The 5,723-nt window shown below is 61.9% G+C and carries 4 protein-coding genes; all 4 read right to left on the bottom strand.

The features are described 5' to 3' along the window. Positions 1-120 precede the first annotated feature (120 nt). Entirely contained in the window at positions 121-1,278 is a 1,158-nt protein-coding gene (locus EN893_RS15855) for an ABC transporter permease (protein WP_127269357.1), read from the bottom strand. Positions 1,279-1,290: 12 nt separating this feature from the next. Beyond that, positions 1,291-2,325, bottom strand: coding sequence for an ABC transporter permease (locus EN893_RS15850; protein WP_127269356.1), 1,035 nt, complete (start codon positions 2,323-2,325; stop codon positions 1,291-1,293). A gap of 226 nt (positions 2,326-2,551) precedes the next feature. Continuing rightward, positions 2,552-4,204 carry an ABC transporter substrate-binding protein gene (locus tag EN893_RS15845; protein ID WP_127269355.1) on the bottom strand — a complete coding sequence of 551 codons (1,653 nt, stop codon included), beginning with the start codon at positions 4,202-4,204 and terminating at the stop codon, positions 2,552-2,554. Between the two features lie 266 nt (positions 4,205-4,470). Further along, on the bottom strand, positions 4,471-5,723 hold a 1,253-nt coding region (locus tag EN893_RS15840), incomplete at its 5' end, for a translocation/assembly module TamB domain-containing protein (protein WP_206640125.1).

The raw sequence follows: 5,723 nt of genomic DNA, 5'->3' as shown, positions 1-5,723 counted from the left end.
GCGTTGGCCGGCCCATTGGTTGGCGTGGCGGGATTTCGAACTGCCTCGTTCATGGGTCGCTCCAATCCTGGTTCTTTCGGGCCTGTTTCTCTCAGGCGCATCGGGTCGAAACCCGCGAGATCAGTCTTTCATCGATTGTTCGCGCAGCGAGTCGGCGAGCAGGTTCAAGCCCAGCACGAACGACATCAGTGCGATCGTCGGCGGCAACGCTGGGTGGATGAAGGAGCGCAGCAGGCGGCTGGCGTCCTTGATCGCGGTGCCCCAGTCCGGACTTTCCGGCGCCAGGCCAAGGCCGAAATAACCGAGCGTGCCGAGCAGGATGGTGGTGTAGCCGATGCGCAGGCAGGCGTCGACGATCAGTGGCCCGCGCGCATTGGGCAGGATCTCCCACAGCATGATGTACCAGGGCGATTCACCGCGTGTCTGCGCCGCCGCCACATAATCGCGCGTCTTGATGTCCATCACCAGGCCACGCACGATGCGAAACACGCCGGGGCTGGAGGCGAACACCACCGCCACGAAGATGTTGAGCTGGTTGGGGTCGATATGCACGATCTTCAGCGGATCGGCGTCGAAGACCAGGCCGGCATAGATCCAGCCGCCGAGGATCAGGGTGATGCCGAGCAGGATGTATAGCCGGTCGGGCCGGTTCTTGTAGCGGGTCCAGAACAGCACGCTGAAGAAGATGATCGGGAACAGGAAGAACACGCCGGCCATGCCATAGGGGATCGGCGTATCCATGATGCCCGGCGTCACCAAAAGATAGAACAGCAGGATGACCGGGAAGGCCAGCACGAGATTGGCCAGGAACGACAGCACGGTGTCGATCTTGCCGCCGTAATAGCCGGCGGGCAGGCCGAGCGTGATGCCGACCATCAGCGCGAAGCCGGTCGCGGCAGGCGCGATGATCAACACGATCTGGCTGCCATAGACCATGCGCGAAAACACGTCGCGCGCCAGCTTGTCGCCGCCGAACAGATAGGTCAGCCCCGATTTCGGTTCGACGGCGCCCGGCAGCACATCCTTCATGATGGGAATCTGGGCCAGCGGGTCGAAGGGCGAAATGGTCGCGGCGAAGATCGCCGTGAACAGCCAGAACAGGCAGATGCCGACGCCGACGATGCCGACACCGCTGTCGAACAGCTGGCCGTAGAGCGCCAGCTTCTTCTTGTAGGTGAAGCTCGCGCCCATGACGATGACGAGTGCGATCCAGACCGGCCAGAAGCGCGACAGCACTTCGAGAACGATGGTGAAGCCACTGATATATTGAACCGGCATCCGCTTCGCTCCCTACTGAACTCTGATACGCGGATTGAGAAATGCGTAGCCGACATCGGAAATGAGCTGCGTGATCAGGACGATGAACACCGAGACCAGCGAGCAGCCGAGCAAAAGGTCGATGTCGTTGTTGCCGGCCGCCTCGACCAGCGTGTAGCCGAAGCCCTGATAGCGAAACATCACCTCGACGATGACGACGCCGGTGAGCAGCCATGGGAATTGCAGCATGATGACGGTGAACGGTGCGATCAGCGCGTTGCGCAAGGCATGTTTGACCACGACGCTGCCGAAGGAAAGGCCCTTCAATCTGGCGGTGCGGATATATTGCTGCGTCATCACTTCGACCATCGAAGCACGCGTCATCCTCGCAATATAGCCGATGCCGTAGATCGCCAGCGTCATTACCGGCAAAGTGAAATTATAGAAGGTGATGCCCTGGCTGGCCGAAGCCGCCGAGCCGTTCAGCCAGCCTAGCCATGAGGCGAAGATGACGGTGAAGATGACGCCCGACACATATTCAGGCGTCGCCGTCGAAGCGATCGACGCCACGGACAGCACCCGGTCGGTTCGCGACCCCTCGCGCATGCCGGCCATAATGCCGATCAGCAGCGAGATCGGCACCATCACCACCAGCACCCAGAACATCAGGATGCCCGTGGCGCCGAGTGCCGGAAACAGCTTTGAGGCGACGGTCGCCTTGAACTTGGTCGAGCAGCCGAAATCGCCCTGGAAAACGCCGGCGAAGGTCGGCACGAGCGGATCATTGCAGAAGGAGAAACGCTGCGCCGGTTTGCCGGTCGCCGGGTCTGTCACAGGTTGCTTGGGCACCACGCCCAGCCACTGCCCATAGCGGACGAAGAAGTTCTGCCGATAGCCGTGGTTGACCAGCCAGCTCTCGAGCTGCTCGGCCGACGTATGCATTTCGGTCTGGCTGATCGCCAGCTTCTTCAGATTGGGTTCGAGGTTGATCAGGAAGAAGACGACCATGGTCAAGCACAGCATCGTCAATGCCATGGTGCCAAGACGCCTGATAACGAAGGAAAGCATGGCGGCCCCCTGCCGATGGGTTGGGGTTTGAGCCGGCTATGAAAGCCAACCCTGCCGTGACCGGCGGAGCTGGCTGTCAAACAGGCCTTCGGATGCGATCAACCCTGTTTTGTTGCACGGCCTTGCCCGCGAGTCCGTAACTTTTTTGAGAAAGCGCGGACCAACGGGGACGGACGATGCAAAGAGCGGGAGAAGGGAGCGAGCCCCTTCCCCCATGTCGATGCGATCAAGCCTGTTCGAGCCAGACCTTGCCGTAGTCGCGCTCGAAGGTCGGGTGCATCTTGTAGTTCTGCACCGCCTTGACCGAGTGGCTGTAGAGTTTGCGCCAGTACGGCTGAATCATGATGCCGGAATCCTGCAGGATCTGCTCGATGTCCTTCATCATTTCCTTGCGCTTGGCGGCGTCGGCAACGGCGAGCGCCGCATTGAGCTTGGCGTCCCATTCCGGATTCGACCAGCCGGCCTCGTTCCAGGCCTCGCCGGTGCGATAGGCGATGGCCAGAACCTGGACGCCGAGCGGGCGCATGTTCCAGTTGGTCATCGACAGCGGATACTTCGTCCAGTCGTTCCAGAACGTCGAACCCGGCAGAACGGTGCGCTTCACCTTGATGCCGGCGTCGCGCAGCTGGGCGGCGATCGCATCGCCGGTGTTCTTGTGCCAGTCTTCGTCGACCGTGATCAGCTCGTGTTCGAAGTCGGCCTGGCCGGCTTCCGCCATCAGCGCCTTCGCCTTGGCCGGATCACGGGCAACCTTGGGCAGCTCGTAATATTCCGGATGGATCGAGCAGACATGGTGGTTTTCGGCGACCGAGCCGGCGTTGCCGTAGCCGAGCTGCAAGACGACATTGTTGTCGACCGCAAGCTGCAGCGCGTTGCGCACCTTCTGGTCGCCATAGGGCTTGTTGTTGACGTTGGTGCGGCAGACGATGGTCGACGCGGTGACGATTTCCGACTTCACCAGGTCCATGCCGTCGAGGATCGACACGTAGTCGGCCGAAGTCTCGAAATTGGTATGCACTTCGCCGGCTTCGAAAGCGCTGACCATGGCTGCTGGATCGGTGCCGTAGTCGATGAATTCCAGGCCGTCGAGGAACACTTCGCCGTCCCACCACTTGTCGTCGGTGCGGCGCTTGTAGACCACCTTCTGACCGACATCGTAGGAGACGAGTTCGAACGGACCGGTGCCGATCGGGCAGGCCTTGAAGTCGCCGCCCTTCTCATCGAAGGTCTTGTGGACGATGAGGCCGGGATAGTCGCACATGTTCGGAATCAGCGCGATGTCCGGCTTGGTGAGCTTCAGCACGACCGTGTGGTCGTCCGGCATGGTCACGGCGCTTTCGTCGAGCTTGTCGTCCTTGACCAGCGAGCCAAGACGGCCGGGCATGGAATTGCCTTCGGCTTTCTTGTCGGCCCAACGCTTCAGGTTGAAGACGACGTCGGCGGCGGTGAAGGCATCGCCATTCGACCAGGTGACGCCCTTGCGCACATGCAGCGTGTACTGCGTGGCATCGTCGTTGACGTCCCAGCTTTCCAGCAGATAGGGGCGGAACGTGTATTCGGACGTGTACTTGACCAGCGGCTCGAGCGCCTGGCGCTCGGCATTGGCGATTTCCGACCAGTCGGCCTTGCGCGGGTCCTTGGGATCCTTGATCCACTGGGCGATCTTCAGCGTGCCGCCCTTCTTGCCCTTTACCTCTTCGGCCTTCGCCGGCGTCGGATCGGCGAGGCCGAGCAAGCCGTAAGCCATTGCCGTCGATGCGCCGAAGACGCTGGCCATGGCCAGGAATTCGCGGCGGTCCACCTTGCCTGCCTTGGCTTCTTCGGCCATGGCCAGGATGTGATCCGGAACGCGATCGCCATTACTCTTGTAAATTGTCATGACTTAACTCCCATTGTTGGCTTTCCGCCTTTTAACATTCCGCATCCAGGCCATGATGTCAAAGACGGCGTGGATTGAGAACATGTTAGGGAATGTGCAACTTTGAAAGGGGAGCGGTTCGCGTGATAACGACAGTCTTGGCGCAAATTTGCTACTGTCCGACGGATTCTTCTGGAATCTCGGTAGTCGATTAAACTGAGACATTTACTCCAGCCCGGACAGCGCCAGAATCGATCCATCATGAGGCCAAAAGTCCTGCCGAACTATCAGTATTCCTTCTCGTAGAAGATGCCGCCCTTGGCTTCGCCGGCATCGTTGGCCTCGCCGCGCAGCTTGACGCCGCGCCCGACATTGAGGTCGATCGTAGCCTTGCCCGAGCCCGGCTTGTCGCCTTTCTGGATCGTGACATAGGTGCGGTCGTTGAGGTATTTGCCCGCCGAAACCGCCGTGCCGCCCTGGTCGTCGGTGGTGACGTCGAGGTCGTCGACACCAATGGCGCTGCGCAGGTTTTCGAGCAGCGACGTCGAGCCGCCGACGCCGGCCAGTTGCCCGGCGGCCTCGGCCAACTGGGCGATCTGCAGCGGCGACAGATTCGACATCGAGCGGCCGAAGATCAATTGCGCCAGCACCTCGTCCTCGGGCAGCGCCGGCACCGAGGAGAAGGTGAACTTCGGATTGGTCGCCTCGCCCGACACCACGATGGTGACGGTGGCGCCGGTCGTCGTCGTGGTCGCCGTCAAATTGAGATAGGGCACCAGCGAGCCGGAAAATCCGACCGTGCCTTCGGTGAAGGTCAGCCGCTTGCCGAGGATCGACAGCCGTCCGCGCTGCAGGGTGAAGGTGCCGACCGCTTGCGGCGACGAGGCCGGGCCGGTCAGCTTCAGCGAGCCGCCAAGTTCGGCATCGACGCCCCTGCCCTGGATGAAGATCTGGTTCGGCGCGTTGACCGTGACATCGAGTGCAAGGCCGCTACCGCCGCCCTTGCCGCTGGTCGTCGGCGGCCGCAGCGCCTTGTCCTGTGCCTTGACCGCACCTGGCGCGTTCTTGTGCTTGACGTCGAGCGCTGCCAGCGAGCCCGGCAATTTGTCCGGAACGGTGATCACCGTCTTGGCGAGATTGACGGTGCCGGCAATGACCGGTGCGGAGGTCAGCGGTCCCTTGATCGTCAGGCCGCCGCCGAGATTGGCGGTCACCACCCTTCCGTCCGTATAGCGGCCGTCGACCAGCTTGATCGACAAATCGGCCGGAAAACCCTGCGCCGGGTTGATGCCGACCGTGCCGCTGGCCGACAGGCTGCCGCGCGTCGACAGCGTTCCGGTCAACCGGTTGATCCTGGCGACGCCGCCGGCAATCGAGACATCGGCGGCGAGATCGTTGACGGCGAGGCCGGAGCGCGCATCGACAAGGCGCGCACCCGAGGTGCTGACGCTGCCGCCGATGACGGGCGATGTCGCGGGACCGCGCACCTGCACGTTGACATTGGCGGTTCCAGACAGCGACAGGCCCTGCGCGGCAAGCT

This window comes from Mesorhizobium sp. M7A.F.Ca.CA.004.04.2.1 (assembly GCF_004022825.1).
Classification (GTDB): Bacteria; Pseudomonadota; Alphaproteobacteria; order Rhizobiales; family Rhizobiaceae; genus Mesorhizobium.
This window is presented reverse-complemented; position numbering and strand designations above follow the sequence as displayed.

What these genes read in the sequence shown, in the direction of transcription:
- EN893_RS15855 (WP_127269357.1), bottom strand. Translation starts at nt 1,278, where the DNA reads ATGCCGGTTCAATATATCAGTGGCTTCACCATCGTTCTCGAAGTGCTG.
- EN893_RS15850 (WP_127269356.1), bottom strand. Translation starts at nt 2,325, where the DNA reads ATGCTTTCCTTCGTTATCAGGCGTCTTGGCACCATGGCATTGACGATG.
- EN893_RS15845 (WP_127269355.1), bottom strand. Translation starts at nt 4,204, where the DNA reads ATGACAATTTACAAGAGTAATGGCGATCGCGTTCCGGATCACATCCTG.